This is a genomic window from Xanthobacter agilis, assembly GCF_021730435.1.
Taxonomy (GTDB): Bacteria; Pseudomonadota; Alphaproteobacteria; order Rhizobiales; family Xanthobacteraceae; genus Xanthobacter; species Xanthobacter agilis.
The window spans coordinates 18,114-40,202 of record NZ_JABWGX010000009.1 but is presented as its reverse complement, the minus strand read 5'-3'; the positions used below and the strand labels follow the sequence as shown (position 1 = coordinate 40,202).

The following is a 22,089-nucleotide window of genomic DNA, read 5'->3' as shown; positions in this document are numbered from 1 at the left end:
ACCTATTCCACCAGCGACAGTGCCAAACGCAGACGCGCCTCGCTCCAGGGCTGCGCGGCGGTGGGCGCCGAGCCATTGCGCGGAATGTCCGCGGCATCGCCCGGCTCGAGATTGACCGCTCCGCCGCCGACCACCACCTTCACCCGGCCGCGCATGACCGCGACACCATATTGTCCCTCGACCCGACCGATGAAGAAGCGTCCGGCCCGGCCCTCCACCGCGCCGAACGGCGCGGCGAAGCTCACCGGCGGCTGCTGACCGCGCGCCGAGCGCGTGTAGAGCATGGCCCCCTCGCCCAAGGTGAACGCGCCGTCCTCGCCCGGCGCGAAATGGTCCACCCGGAAGCGGGTGTCGGATCCGATGCTCACCTGCGTGGACGCACCGAGGCTCAATACGGCCCGCCCTTTGTCGTCGGTCAGTATGGTATCCCCGACGGTCACGGCGTCCCCCGTTGTCGCGGGCCCGGCCTTTCCGTCCCGCTCGAGGGTCACCGTTCCGCTGACCACCTCCAGAGTGCCAATGCCCGGCCGCCCGGTGGCGGCCAAGGTGGCGATGGGGTCCTGAGCATAGAGCTCCTGCGGCATGGCAAGAGCGACAACCATGACCGCCAGCAGGGCAACCCGTCGCGAGACGCCCTTCAACCTGTCGCGGTATTTGACATCAGCCTTCACGGTCAATGATCCCGTCCCCCGTTGCGACACATCATCGGGCGCCGCCACCGCGACACCCAGGACACGAACACCCCCCGCACGGCAGGCCCTTCGCAAGGGGACTGCTCGATCCCACACCTCGCAGAAAATAGGAAGTGTCTCCAGGGAGGCAAGAACGCCGGACGTCTGCCACCCGGCGGCCGTGACGCGCGCTCCGCACGTTTGTCGGATCGCGTTTTCGGATGTCGTTGCGGCGCGATGCGGGCCACGCCGAGGTTCGCCGAACTCCCGCCTGCGGTCTCGTGTTCGACGCCCTCCCTCCCTCCGCCGCGGAGCGGCCCGAGGCGCTGGTCACGGACGGCCCGGACTCTTTCGCCACAGACCAATAGGGTTGCGCTGGCGATGCTCCCGCTGTCCGCCATCTGTCTCGGGCTGCTGATGGACCGCGATCTGGGCCTGACGATGGCCATGTTCGCCGCCTTTCAAGCGGTTCCGCTCGGCCGAGGACCGATTGACCGCTTTTGGAGCGCGGGCCAGAGAAGCTGGTCATGTCCAGACGCGCCGGCCGTGTGGCGGTGTGGCGGTGTGGCCTGTGACGCATGGTGGGGCGGCCCCTGGGATCAAAAAAGCCCTCTCCCGGATCCGGGAGAGGGCTTTTCATTACCTCAGGCAAGAGGCGGCTGATCAGGCCTGGCGAGCGGCCGTGTGGATGATCGTGCCCACATGCTCGCCGCGCAGGGCGGCGGTCAGGCGACCGGGCACGAGGCCATTCACCACCTGCACCCGATCGATCTGCCGCGCGGTGCCCATGATTTCCACGAGCACGCGGTCGAACGGCAGCGGACCCGTGACCTTCGCGAGGTCCGCATAGCTCGTCTCCGACATCAGCTGCGCCTTGTCACCCTCGGGGCCCTTGGGATCGGCCGTGTACACCCCGTCCACATCCTCCACGATGGTGAGGCCGGCTGCACCGAGCGCATCGGCCAGCAGGAAGGCACCGGCGTCGGCCCGATGGGCGGGGATGCGCGCACCAGGGAACTCATGGTGGTGGTAGGGCGGGAACGCGCTACCCACGACCGCACGCGCCGCCGAGAGGTGGATCGCCAGCTGACTGGCGATGGTCGCGTGCTCCACATAGGAGACCCCTTCCGGTGCCAGGAGCGACGCGAGAATGTGTCCATTCTGGCCCGCCTCGCTGGCGGCGAGCGGCGCGAGCGAACCCACCGGCAGGCCGAGATCGAGACCGACCCCATAGAGATGGCGGGCACGGATGCCGGCGCCGGTCAGGATCAGCAGCCGATGCTCGGGCAGCAGCTTGCGGATCTCGTCCACGATCGGAAGGATCGCTTCCGGGCCGCGATCCATGATGGAGCGGCCGCCGATCTTCACCACCTGCAGCCAGGGCAGAAGGCGGATGGGGCGCACACCGGCGACCGGCTTGGTGAGCTGGCCGTCGAGCAGGGTCTGGTGCGCGAGCGGCGAGGCAACGTGCTTGATGCCGTTGGTCGTTTCAGTCATGGCGATGTCCCTTCAGCTCGCGGTGATGATGGTGCCGACGTGCTCGCCATTGAGCGCGCGGGTCAGATTGCCGGGAATGAGGCCGTTCACCACCTGAACCTCACGGACGTGACGCGCCGACTTGAGCAGGTCGAGCATCGGGAACTCCAGGATCGAATCGTGCAGGCCACGGGCCTTCATCTCGTCCACCGAGATCTTCGGGATGAACGTGGCATCCTTCGAGGTCTTCGGATTGGCGGTATAAAGACCGTTCTCGTCCTTCACGAAAATCATCGCCTTGCAGCCGAACTGCTCCGCGAGCAGGAAACAGCCGGCATCGGTGCGATAGGGCGGGATGACGCCTTCCGCAGCGGGACGCGTCCACAAGGAGTAAGGCGGCATGCCGCTGAAGACGACCGCATGCACCTCGGCAAGGGTCAGCGGGACCGTGGACATGCCCGCGCCGCTCACCGAGCAGATGCCGTACTTGGCCAGAAGCTGGCCGAGCATCTCGGCATTCTGGTTGGCGACAGAGGCACCGAGCTGGGCCAGCACGCCCGCCGGCAGGTTCAGCTCGGCGGCGATGGAGTAAAGATGCCGCGCCCGGGTTCCGGCACCGGTACCGATCAGCAGCTTGTGCGCCTTGCGGGCGGCCACGATCTCATCCACGAGGGGATAGACCGCTGCGCGGCCGCGATCCATGATGCTCTGCCCACCGACCTTGATGACGGTCGCGTCAGGCAGAATGCGGACATCCGCAGCGGCCTCCGCAGCCGACAGCAATTCCGGGTCGGTCAGCGATCGTTGAGTAAGGAGCATTTCGAGCTCCGCCGTCGTGTTGGCCATGAGGAGTTCCTTTCCTGATTTCCGCGTCTTGTTGTTTTGTTGAGACGGTGAATACAGCGGATGGAGTTACCCCCGCAATATGCGAAAACTGCGCGCGTTTTTCTTTGCCGGGAAAAAACGACACAAGACGCGCAATGGGGCATCGTCTCGGATGTGAGCCACGGGAAGTCGTTGAAATGTCGTGGGATGGTGGGTCGCTGAATGCAATTCAGGGACTGCACAGCGCGAAATCAACAACCGAATTTTTAAAGGTCTCGACTCGTCGCGACGTCAAGACGGAGCGGCACTCATCGCCCAACGCGGAGGAGCGTGGCGCGGCGACCAGAAAAACATGATGCCGGGCAGCCCGCGCCCCGTCAAAGCCCGCGCGGGGCGGAACCGGTGGCGTCGCGGATCGAACACACGCCACCGAAGCGGACGAGACGCGTTTGCCGCGCCTCGTCAATCCGGTCACTCCGCGGGAAGATAGCTCTGCAGGAAGGTGGAGATGACGTGATCCACCATGGCATTCGTCACATGCCGGCGATCATGGCGCCAGGCCAGATCCCGCGGGCTGTTGACCACAAGCTCATAGCTTGGATAGTAATCGACGAAATCGTAATTCACATAAACTTCCTGCGCGACCGCACGCAGCACCGCCTTTGAATAGGTATTGGCGACGATGATATCCTGGTCCGTAAATGTATGATTGAGCGGAACCGGAGAGACCGTCAAAATGATCTTCACGTCCTTCCGGCTCTTGGCGCGAATAAGCTCCACCATTTTACGGACGGAGGAGAGGTTTTCGGCAAAATCCGTATTGATGAAACGGAATCGCTTGGTCTCCCGCGCGAACTTCCAATGGATCGGGGGGACGTTCATGGGAACATCCAGTTCGTCGTCCCACCACACCTCAGTCAAGCCCAGGGTGATGAAGACCACGTCCGCGTCCTGAATGAGCTTCACGGTCTTGCGCACAGTCCCCTGGACCGCGACAGCGTCGTCATAGCTCAGCGTTTTCAAGCGGTGCAGCTGCGGATTGAAGAATTGTCCGGGCGCGGTTTCAATCAGCCCCTTACCAGGCAGCTCGACATCGTTCAGACACTGCTCCAACTCCGTCAGCATCGAATGCGTCGTGAACTTCGTCATGATCGCGGAATTATCGCCGTTCAACTGCTCCGCGCAGACCGCAGGCAGGGAGACGATCCGCGACAAAACCGAGCGGTTCACCTTCATGAAGGCTTTCTCGATCTCCCGCGCGAAGCAGGAGCCAATCATGTAAAAGCCCATGTCGCCGGACAATTTGAACTTCGGCGCTTGCTCCAGTTTCAAGAACTCATTGGTCGTCAGACGCGTGACGGCGTCATGCGGCGCATGGCCCTGGACCTGATATTTCGCATCCAGACCACGGGCCCAAGTGTTGAACTTCCGCATGGTTGCCCCATCGTCCCTTGCGCCGACGATCACGGCCCCGGCTCATGGCTTCCGCCCGCGCGCCTCCCCGGCAAGACCGGTTCGGGGCCATCGAAACCGGACGCCTCCGACCGTGATTCAGGAAGCGCCGCGCATGCTTTCGAAGCCTTATCATGCTGCCGCGCGAATGACAAAGCGGTTCATCACCATCGGTGGACGGAGAGTTTCACCCTGGTGGCCCTGGTCGTCGCGGACCGTCCCGAAAGCTTCGGACGCGAGATGAGGATTGCAACAACATGCCGAGTCCGGCAATGCCGCGCCCGCGCTGAACCTGGATTTACCATTTGCCTTTGCTTAGATCAAATTGAGCAGCTGGAATTACAGCATATTTCTACGGCGCTTTGACAAGACAAGAAGAACGCAAAGATCAGCACCCCACGATCCCGCCCTCTCACCCAACATCGACAGGCCGCGCCCCTCCCGCAGCGCGAGCGGAGTTGCGGACGGCTCTCGTGAAAGGCACGCGTTGATGCAGTGCCCCGGCGCGCGCCGATGCGGACGAAAATCCAGAGCAGTTTCAGCACAAGCGTGAAGCGGCTTTGCGTCCGAACATGCTCTAACGCTTGCCGCCCCTGCCTCTCCCCGATGGCTGGCTCGGCCCCTCGGCACGAGGGGCCTTGGCAAGGGCAGACGTTCGCTTGCCTTTCGCGATCACTTTTTTCGGCAGCTTCTTGGCGACGGGCAAGCCCCCCTCGGGGACGGGAGCACTCTCCTGCTCGGCCCGGAGCCCGGCGAGGGGCAGGGTGGCCTTCACGCCCTTGTCGGCCCGCACCGCCGTCTTGGCGGGCCCTGCGGCAAGCTGCGCCGCCGCGCGCGACGCCGGCTTTGGTGATGATTTGACCGCGCGCGAAACGGCGGCTTTCGCAACCGGAGCCGCTCCAGCCTTGGCCGCCGGCACCGGCTTCGTGACGGGGCGCTTGCGCGCGGGGTCGGCCGCCCGCGCCGTTGTGCCGGATCTCGCGGTGCTGGAGGTGCTGGCGACGGGGTCCGGAGGTTCCACGCCGGAGGCGTCCCGCGCGGCGACGGGCGGTTCCGCCTCCACCGGCGGACCCTTCTTAGCCTTGCTCGGAGCCTTCTTGGCCTTGGCCTGCGCCTTCTTCGACTTGGTGCCCGGCTTCGACAGGTCCGGACCGACCTCCTCTGGCGTTGCCGGGTGCATGCCCCGTGGTTCCGCCTTGCCCGCCGTCCCGCCCGCTGCCTTGGACGCACCCGCCATGGAAGACACCGCCGCGGGTTCCCCTGAGACGCCCGGCTGTTGGCGGGCGCTGTGCCGCTGCGCCCCCTTGCGCGACAACGTGGCGGCGCGGTTGCTGCCACCTTCGGCCGGAGGCGCGGCGTGGTCCGTCCCCGTCTCGGTGGGGAGAGCGGTGGCGGGGGCCCGTTTCGCCGCGGACTTGTCGGCGGATTTGGACGCCGGCTTCACGTCCTTCTTCTTGGCCGCCGCAGCGGCCTCGGCCTCGCGCTTGGCCGCGAGGCGCACGGCCATGAATTCTCCAAACGAGAGGATGAGCCCCTTCAGATCCTCCTCCTGCACAGCCGCGGCGGCCGTGTCGATGGAGAACCAGAAGCCATAGCGCTGCGAGCGCTCGGGCCATTTTTGCAGGTGCCGCTTCACCTTCAGCGGAAACACCATGACATCGCACAGTACCGAGCGGATGCCGAGGTTCTTCTCGTAGGTGTAGATGCCGACCGCATCGCGGGCGATGGCACCCATAAGGCCGGCTTCCTCATAGGCTTCGCGGGCAGCGGTCTTGGCGGGTGACAACCCCTTGATGGGCCAACCCTTGGGGATCACCCAACGGCGCGTTTCCCGCGACGTGATGAGGCGCACCTGCACCTCCCCGTCGCTGCGCACGCGATAGGGCAATGCCGCATATTGCACCCGCCGCCCCGGGTGTCCGTTGCCAGTCACAGGCATGAGCGATCCGCCTCAAGCCTCGCGCCGGTCCCTGCGGGCGAACATCCCGCTTGGGAGCAACGACGAGTCAATGATGCTGATCTATCACAGCCACGCCCGAGGAAAAGCCGTCGCCGCCACTCATTGCGCCTCGGCGTCATAAACGATGGTGGCGCGGCCGCGCACCTCCACCTCTCCCGCCTCGATCGGAACCGCCATGCGCGCCGCATCGGCCTTCATCAGCATGGGCGTCGGCATGATCGGACCACTACCATCCACGTCCGGCGTGATGGAGACGATGCGCACCAGCCGCAGCCCGGCGGCGCCCGCCACCACCTTGGCCTGCTCCATGGCATCATTCACGGCGGCCACGCGCGCTTCCTGCTCCAGCTTCGCCCGATTGGAGAGGGTGAACGCGAGACCCGACGCCTGATTGGCGCCGGCCTGCACCATCTTGTCGAGCAACGGCCCGAGAGCTGCGAGATCACGCACGGTGATGCGCACGGTGTTGCGCACCTCGAACCCCACCACCCGCGGCGCCTCCTTCTGCGACCCTTGCGTCGCCGCATATTGCGGTTGCAGGAAGAAATTGGCGGTGGCGATGTCTGTCTGCGCCACCCCCGCGGCCTTGATGCTCTCGATCAAGGCCGCCACCGCCTTGGAATTGGCCCCCAGCGCCTCGTCGGCGGTCTTGGCCGAGGTGACCACGCCGGTGGACACAAGCGCCGAATCGGGAGCGGCGGTGACCCGCGCCTCACCCGCCACCGTGATGGTGGCGCCAAGCGCCGCCGGCGCGGCAAGGCAGACGAAAGCGAAGGCGGCGGCGACAGGAAGGGGCAAGCGCATCGTGAACCTCGAACCGAGCCGTCCGCGCCGTCCGCGGACGGGCCGACACCACCGCGCGAACACGGCGCCAATGGGGCAGCCGACGACATTGCCCACCGAACGCGACGCAAGGTCACCACGGCGGGGACGGACGCCGGCGCATTTCGGCGCTTCCGGTCCGCCCCGCACCTGTGGTTAGGTGCACGCCATCTTGAGACAAGAAGATCCGATCCGCATGCCAGCCGATCCCACCCCCGGCGGCCATCGACGCCTGATCCGTCTGCTGCGCGGCCGGAACCTGCGCCTGTCCAGCGTCGTCGGCCGCTATGTGGTGGTGACGGTGACCATCTTCGCGGTCGCGCTGGTGAGCGTGGGCGCGCTCTACGACCGCTTCACCAAGGAACTGGAAACCACCCTCGTGGGCGAGCGCCAGTCGGCGCAGGAGGCGGCGACCGCCAATCGCATGGCTGCGTTTCTGGAAACCATGCAGTATCAGCTCGCGAAGATCTCCAACTATCCGGGCCTCAACGCCTTCCTCTCGGACCCCGGTGCGCCGGCCACGGCGGACATCGGCGCCCTGCTGCGGCTCGAAGCGGACGTGCCGGACCTTTACGGCATCCTGTTCTTCGATGGGGACGACAAGCTCAGATATGCGGTCGCCGGGCAGGCCGCCTCCGGGCCGCCCTACTGGACCGCCAAGGGCTGGTCCATCGCCGGCATGCCGGTGGTGGTGAAGGACGGGGTCGAGATCATCGGCCCGGCCCTGCCGCAGCCGGGACGGGCCGGCTGGATCCTGCTGCGCCGCCCCATGCGCGAGAGCGGCAGCGGCACCGGCGGCACCGTCGCCCTCCATATCCGCCTTGCCTCGATGACCGAGCAGCTCGACAAGTCCAACACCAGCGGCATCATACGCATGTTGCTCGCCACTCCTTCCGGCGCCATCCTCGACGCCACCGGCCGCCCAATCGAGGGCGCGCGCGAGCTGGCGCCGGGGCCGGAGGTTCTGCCCGGCTGGCGGCTGATGCGCGATCGCCGCTCGCCCGATGTCCTGTCGTCCTTGAGGTCGGCGCGCGGCTGGCTCTACAGCGGCGGCGCGCTCATCATGCTGGTGGTGGTCGCGCTGTTCGTCCATCTCGGCCTGCGCATGCGGCGGCGGGTGGACCTGCTGGTGGAGGGCGCGAACGCGGTGGCGAGCGGCAACCTCACCTATCGCCTCCCCCTCACGCGCAAGGCGGACGAGATCAATGCCCTGTCCGCCGCCTTCAACACCATGGCCGAGCGGGTGAAGGACATGATCGACCGCACGGTGCGCACCGAGAAGATGGCGGTGCTCGGCCAGTTCGCCACCGGCGTCGCCCATGAGGTGCGCAACCCGCTGGCCACCATGAAGACCACGGTGCAGAGCCTCAGTCGCGACGAGCCGGACCAGGACCGCCGGGAGCTCCTGATCGACCTGGAGGCGGAAGTGGATCGCCTGAACCGGGTGGTCAACGATCTGCTCACCTATGGCCGCCCGCACCCGGCCGCGCGCGGCCCCCTGGCCGTGCGCGAGCTGTTGCGCCGCACCGCCACGCTGCTGAAGCCGGTGGCCGCGGAACGCGGCGTGCACCTTGCCTCCACCGGCGATTCCAGCGTCGGCCTGCTGGGCGACGCGGATCACATGCAGCAGATCCTCGTCAACCTGGGGCTCAACGCGTTGCAGGCCTGCGGCCGGGGTGGAACAGTCACGTTCCGGTCGCGCCGCGAGGGGGAGCGCACCGTGATCGAGATCGCCGACGACGGACACGGCATTGCGAAAGAGGATCTGCAGCGCGTGACCGACCCGTTCTTCACCACCAAGCCCGCCGGATCCGGACTCGGCCTCACCATCAGCCAGCAGATGGTCGAGGCCAACGAGGGCACCATGCGAATAGAGAGCGCCCGCGGCGTCGGAACCCTCATCGCCGTGAGCTTTCCGGCATCGAGCTTTCCGGCATCGGATCCGACCTTGGACGGAACCAGAGGAGGCACGGCCACGTCATGAATCCGGCATCCATCCTGGTGGTGGACGACGAAGCCCCCTTCGTGCGGTCCCTCGTCTACGCCCTGAAGAAGGAGGGCCTGAAGCCCACCGGCGTCAACTCCTGCGCCGCCGCCTTGGAGGTGCTGCGCGGCACCGAGATCGACCTTGCTCTCGTGGATCTGCGCATGCCCGAAGTGGATGGCATGGAGACCTTGGCGCGGCTGAAGGCCCTCGCCCCGGATCTTCCGGTCATCATGATCTCGGCCCATGGGGACACCCGCGCGGCGGTGCAGGCGGTGAAGGCCGGAGCGGTGGACTACCTGACCAAGCCGTTCGAGCTTGACGATCTCATCCACTGCATTCACCAGGCCCTCGACCGGCGTCGGATGCACAAGGAGATCGAATACCACCGCAGCCGCCAGCTCTCGACCGCGAGCCTCATCGGCGCGAGCCCGGCCATGGCCGCATTGCGCGAGGCGGTGGAGCGGGTGGCGGGCAGCGGCACCTCGCGCATCCTCATCCATGGAGAATCGGGAACCGGCAAGGCGCTGGTCGCCCGCGCCATCCATGCCGGCAGCCGCCGGGCCGACCAGCCGTTCGTGGAAGTGAACTGCGCGGCCCTGCCGGAACAGCTCATCGAGGCCGAGCTGTTCGGCGCCGAAAAAGGCGCCTACACCGGCGCCCACCAGAAACGCACCGGCCTCGTGGCGGTGGCCGAGGGGGGCACGTTGTTCCTCGATGAGATCGGCGAGGTGCCGTTGGCGCTGCAAGCCAAGCTGCTGCATTTCCTGGAGGATGGAACCTATCGGCCGGTGGGCGCGGCAACCGTCCACGCCGGCAACGTGCGGGTGGTGGCGGCCACCAACCGGGATCTGGCGGCTCTGGTGCGCGAGGGACAATTCCGCGAGGATCTGTATTACCGTCTCAACGTCATCAGCGTCGCCGTGCCCGCGTTGCGTGAACGCGCGGGGGATGCGCTGGTGCTGGCCGAACACTTCGCCGCCCGCTACGCCCATCAGGAAGCCTGCGCGCCCATCACGCTCACGCCGGAAACCGTGGCGCTGCTCCAGGCCCATCTTTGGCCGGGCAACGTGCGCGAGCTGAAGAACCTGATCGAGCGCCTGACCATCCTCTATCCGGGAGAGGTCATTTCTCCCGCGGTCCTGCCCCAGGAATTGCGCGGGGCCGCCGTGCCGCCGCAGCCCGGCACGGCGACGGGCGCGGGCGCAGCGCCCGTCATGCCCGCCACCATCGACCACCACATGGACCAGGCCGAGCGGCAGATGCTGCTCGCCGCGCTCAGCCGCTCCAGCGGCCACAAGGGGCGGGCGGCCGAGACCCTTGGCATCTCCCGCCACGCCCTCAAGCGCCGGCTCCAGCGCCTCGGCCTCTGAGACACGCGCGCCATTGAGCGGAAAGCGCTCATGCGCGCCGCTCAAAGGAGCGCTTTCCGCTCAGCCCCGCGCTGATCGCTCATCACCCCTGCAAAAAACGGCCGACTCCTCAAGGCTCCACGTCCGCCCGCGCTCCTGGCACGCCCCTTGCTCAAAGGGTGACAACAAGAATGAAGCGAGCGAACGCTCGCCTGGGAGGCAGACGCCATGAGGACACCAGGGTTGCGCCCTGCGCTGAGGGGCATCGCGGTCGCCGCCGGTATACTGGCGAGCACCAGCCTTGCGGCCCGCGCCGAACGCATCGTGCTCGGCGCCGCGCCCGAGGCGGCCGAGGTGGTGGTCGGCTGCATCTATCCCATGACCGGACGCGCCGCCATTTATGGCGAGGACAGCGTCGAGGGCATCCGCCTTGCCCTGCGCGACATCGCTTCCGGCAAGGTGACCGGGACGCCCGGCCCACGGCTGCGGGTGGTGGTGGATGACGACCTCTCCAAGGCCTCCTACGGCCTGCGGCTCGCGGAGGACTTCATCGATAAGGACCATGCGCGCGTCCTGTGCGGCATGGTCTCCTCCGGCGTCGCCCAGGCGGTGAGCGACCTCGCCCGCCGCCGCTCCATCATCCTGATCGGCACGGACCATGCGTCCTCGCGACTGACCATCGAGGCCGGGCACCCCCACTACTTCCGCCTTTCGAACGACAGCTGGACCTCCAACGCCGCCGGAGCGCGCTACCTGCGCGACATCCGGGCGAGCCAGCCGTGGCAGCGCATCGCCATCCTCAATCCCGACTACGAATACGGCCACGTCTCGCGCGACGACCTGCTCACGGCGATGGACGGCCTCGGCATGAAATACGAGGTGGTGGCGGAGCTCTGGCCCAAGCTCTACGAGCCCGATTACTCGACCTACATCCAGGCCCTGAAGGAGCTGAAGCCGGACATCGTGGTCACGGCGCTGTGGGGCGGGGATTTCCTCGCGTTCCTGAAGCAGGCCGCGGCGGTAGACCTGTTCTCGCAGATGCGGGTGGCCAATTTCGATACCGGCGCCAATTATGACGTGCTGGTGCAGCTTGGCGCATCGCCACCGCCCGGCCTCATTCTCTCCGCCCGCCATCACAACAACTGGCCCGACACCCCCGGAAACCGCCGCTTCGTCGACGACTTCCACGCCATGACCGGGCGCTACCCGACCTATGCGGCGGAAGGAGCATACAGCGGCATTGTCGCCATAGCCAAAGCGGTGGCCGAGGTGGGCAACGCCACCGACGACAAGGCCCTGATCGCGGTCCTGGAAGGGATGCGCCTGTCGCTGCCGGAGGATCCGCAGGGCTTCGCCTCCATCATCGATCCGGTCACCCACCAGATCATGCAGGCCCAGGCGGTGGGGACACCGGTCGCCAACGATCGCTTTCCGCCGGCCAAGGCCATGCTCGGCAACATCCGCGCCTACGACGCGGAAGATCTGCGTCCGCCGCCGGACCTCGTGCGGGCCCGGCGCGCCGCCGCCCAACCCACCCAATGACAAACAGGTCCACGAAGGGAGAACCTCAAGTGAAGACAGTGCGCTCCATGACCACGCCCCGGCCCGGTCGCCTTGCGGCGGGCGTCGCCGCCGTCGCCCTCGCCTCCACCATGCTGACGGGTGCCGCCGGGGCCGCCGAGAACGGCAAGTTCCGCATTGGCATCGTGACCTTCCTGTCCGGCCCGGCCGCCGGTCCCTTCGGCATTCCCTCCGCCAATGCGGCGAAGGCGATCGTGGAAGGCCTCAACAAGGGCGCCCTGCCCGCCCCCTACAACACCAAGGGCATCAACGGCGCCGAGATCGAGGCCGTCATCATCGACGAGGCTGGCGGCGCCACCAAGCAGGTGGAAGAGTTCCGCAACCTGGTGCAGCGCCAGAAGGTGGACGCCGTGGTCGGCTACATCTCCTCCGGCGACTGCCTCGCCATCGCGCCCGTCGCCGAGGAGCTGAAGGCTCTCACGGTGTTCTACGATTGCGGCACCTCGCGCCTGTTCAACGATGACAGCAAGCCGAAGTACGCCTTCCGCACCGGCCTCGACGCCGCGGTGGACAACATCGGCGCGGCCCGCTACCTCGCGGCCACCAAGCCCAACATCACCAAGATCGCCGGCATCCAGCAGAACTATGCCTGGGGTCAGGATTCCTGGAGCGATTTCACCCTCGCCCTGGCCCAGACCATGCCCAAGGTGAAGGTGGTCGAGAACCAGATGCCGAAGGTGTTCCAGGGCCAATACGGCGCGGAAATCTCGGCGCTGTCGGTGAAGAAGCCGGAAGTGGTGCATTCCAGCTTCTGGGGTGGCGACATGGAAGCCTTCGTGCTCCAGGCCAATGCCCGCGGCCTGCTGGACGACGCCACCGTGGTGCTCACCTGCGGTGAATCCGCCCTCGACCGCTTCAAGGACCAGGCCCCCAACGGCACCATCATCGGCGGCCGTGGCCCGTTCGGCGCATTCGCGCCGCAGAACGCCCTGAACACCTGGTTCGTCAAGGCCTATACCGACACCTATTCCATGGCGCCCACCTATCCGGCCACCAAGATGGCGCAGGCCATCCTCGGTCTGAAGGCCGCCGCGGAGAAGGCCGGCGCCAGTGCCGGCACCGTGCCGGTCATGGACGCCATCGCCGACGCCTTCAAGGGCTCCACCTTCGAATCCGTCAGCGGCACCGTGAAGATGGACCGCGCCGATGGCCACCAGGCGCTGCAGCCCATTTCCTACGGCACCTACAAATACGATCCGAAGACCGGCAAAGCCACCATCGAGAATGTCATCACCTTCTCGGGCGAGTGCGTGACCCCGCCGGACGGCACCGCCTCCGACGCCTGGATCAAGGCCGGCTTCCCCGGCGCCAAGTGCAACTGAACGCCGGCGATCGCGCGCCCGCAACCGAGCGGGGGCGCGATCCCGCGCAGCTTCTCGGGGTCGCCTGACCGGCATTGACCCCGAGACCCTAGGGCCGGCGGCCGCCCCGCCGCCGGCCCGTTCGCCCCACTGACGGATGCGGTCCTATGCTGAGCTTCCTCGCCGTATTGATCGACGGCACCATCTATGCGTCCTGGCTGTTTCTGGTCGCCGCCGGCCTGACGGTGATCTATGGCGTCATGCGCATCCTCAACATGGCCCATGGCTCCTTCTACGCCATCGGTGCCTATGCGGCCGCCTCCGCCATCGGCTGGTATTTCGCCGACGGCACCGGATCGGCGGGCGTGAGCTTCCTGATCCTCATCGGAGCCGCCTTGGTCGCCGGCCTGGTGGTGGGCACGCTGGTGGAGCGCGGCCTGCTGCGGTTCATGTACGGGCGCGATGAGACCTTGATGGTCATCATCACCTACGCGTTGCTGCTGATCCTCGAGGACGCCATGAAGATCGTCTTCGGCGTCAATCCCTATTTCGCCTACCAGCCCTATACCGCGCTCGGCCGCTCCACCATCGCCGGCCTCAAGGTCTCGAACTACGATCTGGTGCTGATCGGCATCGCGGTGGCGGTGGGGCTCGCCCTGTGGGGCTGGCTGGAGCGCACCAACCTCGGCAAGATCCTGCGCGCCGTCATCCATGACCGGGAGGTGGCCCGCGCCATGGGCGTGAACGTGCGCCGCATGTTCACGCTGACCTTCCTGATCGGCACCACCCTTGGAGCGCTGGCCGGCGCGCTGACGGCGCCCTCCATCTCCGTCGTGCCGGGCATCGGCGTGGAAGTGATCGTGCTCGCCTTCGCCGTGGTGGTGGTGGGCGGCATGGGCTCCATCGAGGGCGCCGCCGTGGGCGCCCTGCTGCTGGGCCTCTCCCGCGCCGCCGCGGTGCACTTCGCCCCGCAATTCGAGCTGTTCGTGATCTACGGCGTCATGTCCCTGGTGCTGGCCATCCGGCCGCAGGGCCTGTTCGGCCGCACGCTCGTAAGGAAGATCTGACATGCGCCTCGACAAGACTGAACTCGCATTGGTCGGCCTTGCGGTCGTTCTGATGCTCGCCGGCACGCTGGCGGCGCCCGGCTGGCTGATCTTCCTCATCACCGTCGCCCTCGCCAAGGCGCTCGTGGTGCAGGGCGTGGTGATGCAGATGAAGGCCGGCCTCGTCTCCTTCGGCCAAGGCCTCTTCTATTGCGTGGGCGGCTATGCGGTGGGCATGGGCGGCCAGTTCCTGGGGCTCAATGCCGGCCTCGTGCTGCTGGCGCTCGGTGTCATCGCCGCCGTCGTGCTCGCCATGGTGCTCGGCCTGCTGCTGACGCGCTATCGCGAGATCTTCTTCGCGATGCTGTCGCTGGCCTTCTCCATGATCCTCTACGGCGTGCTGGTGAAAAGCCAGGAGCTCGGTTCCACGGACGGCTTCAACGTCAAGGCCTGGACCCTGCTGGGCCGCACCATCGAGGGCGGCGAGCAGGCGACGCATACCGTGTTCATCCTCACCGTGCTCACGGCGGCGACGGTGGCCTTCATTCTCCATCGCTTCTATCGCTCGGCCATGGGCATGACCTGTGAGGCCATCCGCGAGAATGAGGTGCGGGTGGAGTTCCTCGGCCTCTCCCCGCGCTGGATCAACTATGCCAACTATGTGGCGGCGGCGGCGGTGTCGGCCCTGGGCGGCGGGCTGACGGCGCTCGCCACCGGCCATGTGGACCCGGACATGGCCTATTGGACCACCTCCGGCGAGTTCGTGTTCATCGCCCTGCTGGGCGGCACGGGCAGCGTGTTCGCGCCATTCCTGGCAGCCATCGTGTTCGCGCTGGTGCGCACCTATGCCATCGAGTTCCTGCCCAACGCCTGGCAGATGATCCTGGGCTTCACCCTGCTCGGCATCGTCGTGTTCCTGCCCAAGGGCCTGTGGAGCCTGTTCACCCGCCGAGCGGTTGCGCCCGTGCCCTCGTCCTCCCCCACGAACGCCCGCACCGGAGGCGTCCGCGCATGACCCCCATTCTCGAAACCCGCAAGCTGAACAAATCGTTTGGCGCCGTCACCGCCGCCAAGGATCTCAACGTCAAGATCGGGAAGGGCGAGATCGTCGGGGTCATCGGCGCCAACGGCGCCGGCAAGACCACCTTCATCAACATGGTGACCGGCTATCTGCCCCCCACCTCCGGCGAGATCCTGATGGATGGGCGCCCCATCCTGGGCCTCGCCCCGCGCGCCATCACCCGCTCGGGGCTCGCCCGCTCGTTCCAGGTGGCCCAGCTCTTTCCCGAGTTGACGGTGCTGGACAACCTCGTCATCGCGCTCGCCGCCGCCGAGAGCCCGCACCCCTCCTTCCTGAAGCCGCTGCACACCAAGGCGCGGGTGGCCAAGGCGGAGGAGATCCTCGGCGAGTTCAAGGTCGGCGCCTATCGCGATGCCCGTGTCACCGCCGTGCCCCAGGGCTCGCGCAAGCTGATCGACATCGCCATGGCGATGATCGGCAACCCCAAGATGCTGCTGCTGGACGAGCCCACGTCGGGCGTCAGCGTCGACGAGAAGGGCGACCTGATGGACACCGTGATGGCCGCGGTGCACCACCATGGCCTGACCGTGCTGTTCGTGGAGCACGACATGGACGTGGTGCGCCGCTATGTCTCGCGCATCCTTGCTTTCTACAGCGGCGAGATCATCGCCGACGGCCCGCCCGACGCGGTGCTCGCGGATGCCCGCGTGCGCGAACTCGTCACCGGGCATTCCGATCACAAAGGCGCCGAACAGAAGGGCGCCGACCACAAGAGTGCCGAACACGCGGCCGCCCAGCAGGGGAGTTCCGTGGCATGACCCTCGCCATCTCCAATCTCGACGTATCCATCGCCGGCATCCCGATCTTGCGGGATGTCTCCATGGAGGTTCCCTCGGGCCGGATGGTGGGCCTCATCGGCCGCAACGGCGCCGGCAAGACCACCTTGATCCGCTCCATCATGGGGCTCACCTCCCTTTCCGGAAAGATCGTGTTCGACGGCGCCTCCATCGGCGACAAGGAGGCCCATCACCGGGCCCGCATGGGCATCAGCTACCTGCCGGAAGACCGGCGCCTGATCCCCACCCTCACGGTGGAAGAGAACATTCTGATGCCGGCCTGGGCCAACAAGCTGAAGGACGCGCCGGCGCGGCTCGACTGGATCTATTCGCTGATGCCGGAAATCGCCCAGTATCGCGACCGCAAGGCGCTCCAACTGTCCGGCGGCCAGCAGAAGCTGGTGGCGCTCGGCCGCGCGCTGATGCCGGGCCGGCGCCTGCTGCTGCTCGATGAGCCGTTCGAGGGCGTGGCGCCGGTGCTCTCGCGCCGCCTCACCGAGGTGATCGGCACGTTGCGCAACGAGGGCCTGTGCGTGCTTCTCTCGGAATCCGACGCGACCCATTCGTCCGATCTCGTCGATCAGGTATTCCACATCGAGCGCGGCGTGGTCACTGCCCACTGACCGGTTCCCGCCCCTGCATCCATGGCATCCGAAATGACCCTGAACTTCTCCTTTGAAACCACGCCCCATGTGATCCAAGAAACCGGTGGCGCCAGCCGCCTGCCGGCGCTGGCCGCCGGGCTCGGCGCCAAGGCGCCCATGATCGTCACCGATGCGGGCCTCGTGAAGTCCGGTGTGCTGGCGCCGGTGCTGGCGGCCTTCGCCGCCGCCGGCCAGCCGGTCGAGGTCTTCACCGACGTTCAGGCAGACCCGCCGGAAGCGGTGGTGCTCGCCACCGTGGACGCGGCGCGCGCGGCAGGCGCCGACGTCATCATCGGCATCGGCGGCGGCAGCTCCATGGATACGGCCAAGCTGGTGGCGCTGCTGGTCGGCGCGCCCCAGGCCCTGCCGGACATCTACGGCATCGGTCTCGCCCATGGGCCGCGCCTGCCCCTGATCCAGGTGCCCACCACCGCCGGCACCGGATCGGAAGTCACACCCATTTCCATCGTCACCACGCCAACCCATGAGAAGAAGGGCGTGGTGAGCCCCCTGCTCTATCCGGACATCGCGCTGCTGGATGCGAGCCTCACCCTCGGCCTCCCCGCGCCGGTGACGGCGGCCACCGGCATCGACGCCATGGTGCACGCCATCGAGGCCTACACCAGCAAGCATAAGAAGAACGCCGTCTCCGACGCGCTCGCGCTCCAGGCGCTGCGCCTGCTTGCCGGCAACATGGACCGCGTGATCGCCGACGGAACCGATGTGGACGCCCGATCCGCCATGCTCCAGGGGTCCATGCTGGCGGGCATGGCCTTCGCCAACGCGCCGGTGGCGGCGGTGCACGCGCTGGCCTATCCGCTGGGCGGGCATTTTCATGTGCCCCACGGCCTCAGCAACGCGCTGGTGCTGACCCCCGTGCTGCACTTCAACAAGCCAGCGGCGACCACGCTCTATGCGGAACTGGCGGGCGTGGTGCTGCCGGGCCAGCGCTTCGCCAGCGCATATGCCGCAGCCGATGCCTTCATCGCTTTCATGCAGGAGATGGTGGCGCGCATGCCGTTCGCCCAGCGCCTCGCCGAGGTGGGCGTGACGGAAGCCGACCTGGAGCGCCTCGCCGTGGACGCCATGAAGGTGGAGCGGCTCTTGATGAACAACCCGCGCCCCGTCACCCAGGCCGACGCCTTCGCCATCTACCAATCGGTGCTCTGAGCGCCGCGCGACACATGGCCCGGCGGCACGCCGCCGGGCCATGGTGAAGACACACGCCGCGACAGAGCATTCCGCCGTCGCCGCGATTTCCCTTTGATCCGCCGAGGAGGCTTGAACGCCATGTCCCTTCCCACCCTCGCCGACGCCGCCCTGCTGCGCGACAAAGCCTATATCGACGGCGCCTGGACCGCAGCCGACACGGCCAAGACCTTCGCCGTGACCAACCCGGCCGACGGATCGGAGCTCGCCCAGGTGCCGGACATGGGGGCTGCTGAAACCCGCCGCGCCATCGCCGCCGCCGACAAGGCGCTTCCCGCCTGGCGCGCCAAGACCGCCAAGGAGCGCGCCGCCATCCTGCGCCGGTGGTTCGAGCTCATCATGGCCGCCCAGGACGACCTGGCGCAGATCATGACCGCCGAGCAGGGCAAGCCGCTCACCGAGGCGCGGGGCGAGGTGGCCTATGGCGCCTCGTTCATCGAATGGTTCGCGGAAGAGGGAAAGCGCATCTATGGCGACGTGATCCCGAGCCACGGCGCCGACAAGCGCATCATCGTCATCAAGCAGCCCATCGGCGTGGTCGCGGCCATCACCCCTTGGAACTTCCCCAATGCCATGATCACCCGCAAGGTGGCGCCCGCGCTCGCCGCCGGCTGCACCACGGTGGTGAAGCCCGGCGAGGACACCCCCTTGTCCGCCCTCGCCCTGGCTGAGCTGGCCGAGCGGGCCGGCATGCCGGCCGGCGTCTTCAATGTGGTGACGGCCCAGCAGGGCGCCGCAGTGGGCGGGGAGATGACCGCCAACCCCATCGTGCGCAAACTTTCCTTCACCGGCTCCACGCCGGTCGGCAAGCTGCTCATGTCCCAGTGCGCCGGCACCGTGAAGAAGGTGAGCCTGGAGCTGGGCGGCAACGCGCCCTTCATCGTGTTCGACGACGCCGACCTCGACGCGGCGGTGGCCGGGGCCATGATGTCCAAGTATCGCAACGCCGGGCAAACCTGCGTGTGCGCCAACCGCATCGTGGTGCAGGCGGGCGTTTACGACGCCTTTGCCGAGAAGCTCGCCGCGGCGGTCTCCGCCATGAAGGTCGGCCCGGGCGTCGAGGCCGGCGTCACCACCGGCCCGCTCATCAACGCCAAGGGCTTCGCCAAGGTGGACCGGCTGGTGAAGGACGCCGTGGAGAAGGGCGCCAAGGTTCTGGTGGGCGGCAAGCCCCACGCCCTCGGCGGCAATTTCTACGCGCCCACCATCCTCACCGAGGTCTCGCGGGACATGGAACTGTTCTCCGAGGAGATCTTCGGCCCCGTGGCACCGCTCTTCAAGTTCGAGACCGAAGACGAGGCCATCCGCATGGCCAATGATACCCAATACGGCCTCGCCGCCTATTTCTATGCCCGCGACATCGGCCGCATCTGGCGCGTGGCGGAAGCGCTGGAATACGGCATCCTCGGCATCAACGAAGGCATCATTTCCACCGAGGTGGCGCCCTTCGGCGGCGTCAAGGAATCCGGCATCGGACGTGAAGGCTCCAAGTACGGCGTCGATGATTTCGTGGAGATCAAATACATGTGCCTTGGCGGCATCCACTGACGCACGGTTGTTTTCGATGGCCCGACAACATTCAAAACTCTGGATAGTGTCATGAACTATACGTTCAGAAGCGTGCGCCGCATCGTCAGCGAGGCCGGTGGCCTGAAGCGCCTCGGCGGCCTGATGAAGGAGCTGGGCACCACGCGGGTGCTCATCGTCTGCGATCCCGGCATCGTCACCCTGGGCTTTTCCGACACCGCCAAGGCGTCCCTGGCCGAAGCCGGCATCGCCGTCGACGTGTTCTCGGACGTAGCAGCCGATCCGCCGGTCGCGGTGGTGCTGGCCGCCGTGGCGCGCGCGCGGGCGTTCGCGGCCGATGGCATCATCGGCATTGGCGGCGGCTCCTCGCTGGACACGGCGAAGCTGGTGGCGCTGATGATCAAGAGCGAGCAGCCCATCGCCGAGATGTACGGCACCAACCTCGCCACGGGCACCCGCGCGCCCCTGATCCAGGTGCCCACCACGGCCGGCACCGGCTCCGAGGTCACCTGGGTGTCGGTGGTGACCGACGCCGAGGGCCGCAAGAAGGCCATCTATGCCCCGCAGCTCCTGCCCGACGTCGCGCTGCTCGACCCCGAGCTGACCCTCGGCCTGCCCCCGCGCATCACCGCCGCCACCGGCCTTGATGCCATGGTGCACGCCATTGAGGCCTATACCAGCCGCACCGCCAAGAACCTGCTGGCGGACGCGCTGGCTGTGAAGGCGCTGCAACTCCTCTCCGCCAACATCCGCACGGTGGTGGCGGACGGCCGGAACGTGGAGGCCCGCGCCGCCATGCTCCAGGGCTCTTTGCTGGCGGGCATGGCGTTCGTGAATGCCTCGGTGGCCGCCATCCACGCCCTCGCCTATCCGCTCGGCGCGCGCTATCACGTTCCGCACGGCCACTCCAACGCCATCGTCATGGCGCCCATCATGCGCTTCAACTTGGCCGAGGCTGGTCCGCTCTATGCGGAACTCGCCCGCCAGACCCTGCCGGGGCGCAGCTTCGCCTCCGACGCCGAGGCGGCGGAAGCCCTGGTGGCGAATGTCGAAGCCCTGGTTCCGGCCATGGGGCTCGAGATCCGCATGCGCGACCTCGGCGTCCCGCGCGATGCCATCCCCTCCATGGCGGAGGAGGTGGACACCGGCATCCGCCGGCTGATCGCCTGCAATCCACGCGACATGACCCGCGCCGACATCGAACGCATCTACGACAGCGTCTACTGACGCCGCAGGCGCCCCTTCGCCTCATACCAAAGGCCCGTGAACTTGACTCACGGGTCTTTGCTCAAGCCTGTGCGGCGACGAGGCGCGCCGTGTCGCTGGCGGGCGGGGTGCCGAACATGCGCTTGTAGTCGCGGCTGAACTGGGACTGGCTGTCATAGCCGACGGCCAGTCCCGCCGCGCCCGCGCTCAGGCGCTCGGCGAGCAGCAGCCGCCGGGCCTCCTGCAGGCGGATCTGCGTGCGGTATTGAAGCGGCGTCATCAGCGTGACAGCCTTGAAGTGGCGGTGGAACGAGGTCACGCTCATTCCCGCCAGCTCCGCCAGCGCCTCGATGCTCACGGGCTCGGCATAGCGGGCTTTGATCCAATCCGTCGCCCGGCCGATCTGAGACAGGCGCGAGCCGCCCATGGCGAACTGCACGAGGGTATCGCCCAGCGGGCTGCGCAGCAGGTGGAAGTAAAGCTCCTGCAGGATCAAAGGGCGCAGGAAATCCAACGCGTCCGGGCGATCGAGCAGCGCCAGCAGGCGGCCGAGCGGCTCCAGCAGCTCAAGCCGCATGGGCGCGGTGACGAGCCCGGCGGGCGGCAGGCCCGGCACTGCCCGCGCCGGCAGATGTCTGAGCACCTGCGCCAACACGACCCGGTCGAGATCAAGGGTCAGCGCCAGGTGTGGCCGCCCATCCGACGCGACGAACACCCGCGAGGCAACGGGAAGATCGGCCGCGACCAGGAAGAAGGTGCGCGGATCGATGTCGAACGCCGCGTCACCGAGGCTCACGCTCTTGCTGCCGTGCAGAATGATGCAAAGGCGCGGATAATAGAGAACATGCAGCGGGTGGAGGCTGGTCCGCATCCGGAACAGCGTCAGGCCCTCCACAGGCGTCGGCTGCCGCTCCTCAACGGCGTGCCGTTCCACAATGTCGCACATGGTTGCAAGACGCTCGCGCATCGCAGCCCTCCGTTGCGCCGTGATCGCACGATGCCTCCCGCTGCAACAGCCGGTGCACTGCACATTGGCAGGATCGTACAAAAGATTGGCACCATCGCGATAGTGCGGCGGCGCGCGCCGCGCCAGATTGAGGGCCATTCCCATTCGGCTCACACGGCCCCCATTCCCCTGTCTCCAGCAACACCGCAGGCGAACGGTACGAACACCGT

18 protein-coding genes are annotated in these 22,089 nt (G+C 67.1%); 11 read left to right on the top strand and 7 right to left on the bottom strand.

Annotation, left to right across the window (positions count from 1 at the left end; translation table 11 throughout):
- Positions 1 to 2 precede the first annotated feature (2 nt).
- From HUW53_RS08455 to HUW53_RS08430, 6 genes are all read right to left on the bottom strand, one after another.
- Entirely contained in the window at positions 3 to 671 is a 669-nt protein-coding gene (locus tag HUW53_RS08455; RefSeq protein WP_237345316.1) for a FecR domain-containing protein, read from the bottom strand.
- Between the two features lie 663 nt (positions 672 to 1,334).
- A complete protein-coding gene (locus HUW53_RS08450) occupies positions 1,335 to 2,168 on the bottom strand; it encodes an amino acid kinase family protein (protein WP_237345315.1) in 834 nt (277 codons plus the stop codon).
- A 12-nt stretch (positions 2,169 to 2,180) separates the two neighbouring features.
- A complete protein-coding gene (locus HUW53_RS08445; RefSeq protein WP_237345314.1) occupies positions 2,181 to 2,993 on the bottom strand; it encodes an amino acid kinase family protein in 813 nt (270 codons plus the stop codon).
- Positions 2,994 to 3,443: 450 nt separating this feature from the next.
- The gene (locus HUW53_RS08440; protein WP_237345313.1) at positions 3,444 to 4,439 is read right to left on the bottom strand and encodes a GSCFA domain-containing protein; all 996 of its coding nucleotides are present in this window, start codon (positions 4,437 to 4,439) and stop codon (positions 3,444 to 3,446) included.
- Positions 4,440 to 5,001: 562 nt separating this feature from the next.
- Positions 5,002 to 6,363, bottom strand: a complete 1,362-nt coding sequence (locus HUW53_RS08435) for an NUDIX hydrolase (RefSeq protein WP_237345312.1) — start codon at positions 6,361 to 6,363, stop codon at positions 5,002 to 5,004.
- Positions 6,364 to 6,483: 120 nt separating this feature from the next.
- Complete coding sequence (locus tag HUW53_RS08430) at positions 6,484 to 7,188, bottom strand: SIMPL domain-containing protein (RefSeq protein ID WP_237345311.1); 705 nt, start codon at positions 7,186 to 7,188, stop codon at positions 6,484 to 6,486.
- A 214-nt stretch (positions 7,189 to 7,402) separates the two neighbouring features.
- Between HUW53_RS08430 and HUW53_RS08425 the strand changes: the two genes are divergently transcribed.
- The 11 genes from HUW53_RS08425 (at position 7,403) to HUW53_RS08375 (ending at position 20,934) form a co-directional block, all read left to right on the top strand.
- Complete coding sequence (locus tag HUW53_RS08425) at positions 7,403 to 9,190, top strand: sensor histidine kinase (RefSeq protein ID WP_237345310.1); 1,788 nt, start codon at positions 7,403 to 7,405, stop codon at positions 9,188 to 9,190.
- Positions 9,187 to 10,563, top strand: a complete 1,377-nt coding sequence (locus tag HUW53_RS08420) for a sigma-54-dependent transcriptional regulator (RefSeq protein WP_237345309.1) — start codon at positions 9,187 to 9,189, stop codon at positions 10,561 to 10,563. The genes HUW53_RS08425 and HUW53_RS08420 overlap by 4 nt, the downstream gene beginning before the upstream one ends.
- 207 nt (positions 10,564 to 10,770) lie before the next feature.
- A complete protein-coding gene (locus tag HUW53_RS08415) occupies positions 10,771 to 12,084 on the top strand; it encodes an ABC transporter substrate-binding protein (protein WP_237345308.1) in 1,314 nt (437 codons plus the stop codon).
- 29 nt (positions 12,085 to 12,113) lie between these two features.
- A complete protein-coding gene (locus HUW53_RS08410; RefSeq protein WP_237345307.1) occupies positions 12,114 to 13,445 on the top strand; it encodes an ABC transporter substrate-binding protein in 1,332 nt (443 codons plus the stop codon).
- Between the two features lie 146 nt (positions 13,446 to 13,591).
- Positions 13,592 to 14,491, top strand: a complete 900-nt coding sequence (locus HUW53_RS08405) for a branched-chain amino acid ABC transporter permease (RefSeq protein WP_237345306.1) — start codon at positions 13,592 to 13,594, stop codon at positions 14,489 to 14,491.
- A gap of 1 nt (position 14,492) precedes the next feature.
- On the top strand, positions 14,493 to 15,485 hold the full coding sequence (locus HUW53_RS08400) for a branched-chain amino acid ABC transporter permease (protein ID WP_237345305.1): 993 nt from the start codon (positions 14,493 to 14,495) through the stop codon (positions 15,483 to 15,485).
- Positions 15,482 to 16,309 carry an ABC transporter ATP-binding protein gene (locus tag HUW53_RS08395; RefSeq protein WP_237345304.1) on the top strand — a complete coding sequence of 276 codons (828 nt, stop codon included), beginning with the start codon at positions 15,482 to 15,484 and terminating at the stop codon, positions 16,307 to 16,309. The genes HUW53_RS08400 and HUW53_RS08395 overlap by 4 nt, the downstream gene beginning before the upstream one ends.
- Positions 16,306 to 16,950, top strand: coding sequence for a branched-chain amino acid ABC transporter ATP-binding protein (locus HUW53_RS08390; protein WP_237345303.1), 645 nt, complete (start codon positions 16,306 to 16,308; stop codon positions 16,948 to 16,950). The genes HUW53_RS08395 and HUW53_RS08390 overlap by 4 nt, the downstream gene beginning before the upstream one ends.
- 33 nt (positions 16,951 to 16,983) lie before the next feature.
- Positions 16,984 to 18,141 carry an iron-containing alcohol dehydrogenase gene (locus HUW53_RS08385; RefSeq protein ID WP_237345302.1) on the top strand — a complete coding sequence of 386 codons (1,158 nt, stop codon included), beginning with the start codon at positions 16,984 to 16,986 and terminating at the stop codon, positions 18,139 to 18,141.
- Between the two features lie 120 nt (positions 18,142 to 18,261).
- Positions 18,262 to 19,728: an NAD-dependent succinate-semialdehyde dehydrogenase gene (locus HUW53_RS08380; RefSeq protein WP_237345301.1), complete on the top strand. Its 1,467-nt coding sequence runs from the start codon at positions 18,262 to 18,264 to the stop codon at positions 19,726 to 19,728.
- A 51-nt stretch (positions 19,729 to 19,779) separates the two neighbouring features.
- Positions 19,780 to 20,934 (top strand): iron-containing alcohol dehydrogenase, encoded by a 1,155-nt coding sequence (locus HUW53_RS08375; protein WP_237345300.1) that lies wholly within the window; start codon positions 19,780 to 19,782, stop codon positions 20,932 to 20,934.
- A gap of 61 nt (positions 20,935 to 20,995) precedes the next feature.
- Here HUW53_RS08375 and HUW53_RS08370 read toward each other — a convergent pair whose 3' ends face one another.
- Positions 20,996 to 21,880 (bottom strand): AraC family transcriptional regulator, encoded by an 885-nt coding sequence (locus HUW53_RS08370; RefSeq protein WP_237345299.1) that lies wholly within the window; start codon positions 21,878 to 21,880, stop codon positions 20,996 to 20,998.
- Positions 21,881 to 22,089: the final 209 nt, after the last annotated feature.